Origin of the sequence: Arsenophonus sp. ENCA (assembly GCF_002287155.1) — a bacterium.
Lineage (GTDB): Bacteria > Pseudomonadota > Gammaproteobacteria > Enterobacterales > Enterobacteriaceae > Arsenophonus > Arsenophonus nilaparvatae.
Map to the genome: position 1 here is coordinate 1 of NZ_NHNG01000078.1, position 2,165 is coordinate 2,165.

Below are 2,165 nucleotides of genomic sequence, written 5' to 3' on the forward strand. Positions count from 1 at the left end.
CTCTGTAAGCGATTTTCGCGCCTTCCATGCCCTGGTGGGCATCTTAAACCGAGAAAACGCCGCTACAGGCTTTCCAAGGGCTTTACGCCTAGAATCGAAAAAGAATAAGTCCTTGTAACTCCCACCGCTCGCCGCAGTCTTTGGCTGAGGCGTACCGCAGGAGAGAAGCGACGAGGAACGAACAGCCAAAGCGAGGAAGCGGAAGATCACAGGAACGAACAGAGAAATGCGTTCACACTGAAGTTGCCTGAAAACGCGTTTTGGGGGGTCGATCGCTTCGCGTTCTCCCCCCCTCTAGAAAGAGAAAAGCCCGCCAAAAAATATACATAAAAATCAATAAATTAAAAAATCCAGAGTACAGCCCAGGATTGTACTCTGGAGTACAGCCCAGAATTGTACTCTGTGTACGTTATGTGTTTTATATTTTACATTACGTAAAATGTATAGTACAATATGTGTTAAATATTGATTAATCTTGACTATCTGAGTGAAACCATGAGTACAGAGGAATTAACAACCAGACATAATGCTAATTTACGCCTAGGAATTTCAAAGACACGAGTTTCGCACCAATAAAAAAACGCTCTATTTTTAAGTTTAATTCAGCATGATATATAAATAGTCAAAACCTTATAAATCAAATACAACTTATTGTAATTTAAGAAAATTTATGTTTTTTAGTAACTTGCAGATTAATCATTGCTTTTAAGCCATTTTTAGAATTTTATATGCCTGTGCGAAACTCGTGGTAATCAAAAATGCTATTGCTGAGCACATCCGTGTTTTATTAGCGTACCCAAATTAGTTTTGTGCGAAACTCGTGTCTCTTTTAAATGACAAAGGCTTGCGGGAGAAGTTTTATAATTTAGGATCAGAGTTTGATGAGCCTGCATTACAGTTTGATGATTCAGAATTTGAGTTTGATAAACCAGAAGCAGAGTTTGCTGATTTAGGGTTACAATCTGATGGTTTAGAATCAGATTTTGATGAAATAATGTCTGATAAACCGTTGTTTGAAGAATCCAACATCGACCAAAGTACTGTCGTCCAGCCAGATTCAAGCGATGAATCTGAAGAAGATTTGTCAGTTAAAGATTATTCAACTAACAAAAATCTCTATGACTTAACATTTATTAACGAGATTGATGATATTAAATAGCATATTATTAATTAATAACTTACTCTGACAGTTATTAATTATGGCTTTTACCCCAGCCGATTAAAACAGCTGGGGCTAAAATTATTCTAGTTAATTAATTAGCGATAAAATGAAAATAAAAAAAATTAAAATATAAATTTAATTTACTATCACTTCTGTAACTATCCCTATTAATTTACTTCTCTTTTCTACAAATATAAAACCTTTCTGGCCAGCCGAGTAAAATAAGTTATTTATTTCCTACTGACTAATTCAACATGCTAAATAAATATTTAAAATATATTTTATTTCAATCAATTAGAAACAAAATACAGCTTATTTTCACTAATTTCAATTTAAGAAAAAATGCAAATTATATTGATTAATAACTATTTATTAGCAGAATGAAATAATAACTTCAGTTTAGCTGATAAAAATAATCTGTTGCGTTAAAAAGTTAATTTGTAAAAAAGCCAATAATTTTATTGGCATTTTTTGTATTTCTACACAATACTCAAATTAAAAATCATGGTAATAAAATAATTCTTTTTTGTTATAACCTTTAATTGCCATAACAAAGCTATTTACTGTCAGCCATAAATAGCAATGATTGCTGTTAGCAAACAATTGAACAGCTAAGCCATCATAGTAAGGAGCCATAATGAAAGGTATACGTTTATTCTCTGTTATCGGCTGTTTGTTAGCCTCTCATTCGGCTCTGGCAGCTACTACAACGGGAACGGTTAATGTGACCCTAACGCTATCCAACTCCTGTGTGGTTAATGGTTCAACTGCCACTTCAGGTATTCTGCTAGGAACGCTGAATTTTGGTGCTCAACCCACCACAGGGCACCTCGAAAAACCTAAGCCGAGTTTGATTTTGCTGATAAAGTTATCGGAAGCTGGTCTACTGAGCTAACCACCATGAAGAAACGCAGCGCCATTAAGAATGACCTCTTTGCAAACCAGTATCACCAACAGACGATCGACAAGTTGGGTGACCCGCTGGTCAAGATCGAAACCTGTA

Annotated in this window: 2 protein-coding genes; both read left to right on the top strand. The window is 35.2% G+C overall.

The annotated features are described in order from the left end of the window. Positions 1-820 precede the first annotated feature (820 nt). Positions 821-1,159 (top strand): hypothetical protein, encoded by a 339-nt coding sequence (locus tag CBG25_RS02400; protein WP_290604267.1) that lies wholly within the window; start codon positions 821-823, stop codon positions 1,157-1,159. 640 nt (positions 1,160-1,799) lie between these two features. Further along, positions 1,800-2,057, top strand: a complete 258-nt coding sequence (locus CBG25_RS02405; protein WP_290604269.1) for a hypothetical protein — start codon at positions 1,800-1,802, stop codon at positions 2,055-2,057. Positions 2,058-2,165: the final 108 nt, after the last annotated feature.

Bases quoted from the DNA above. Each gene is read 5' to 3' on its own strand.
- CBG25_RS02405 (WP_290604269.1), top strand. From the start codon at position 1,800: ATGAAAGGTATACGTTTATTCTCTGTTATCGGCTGTTTGTTAGCCTCT.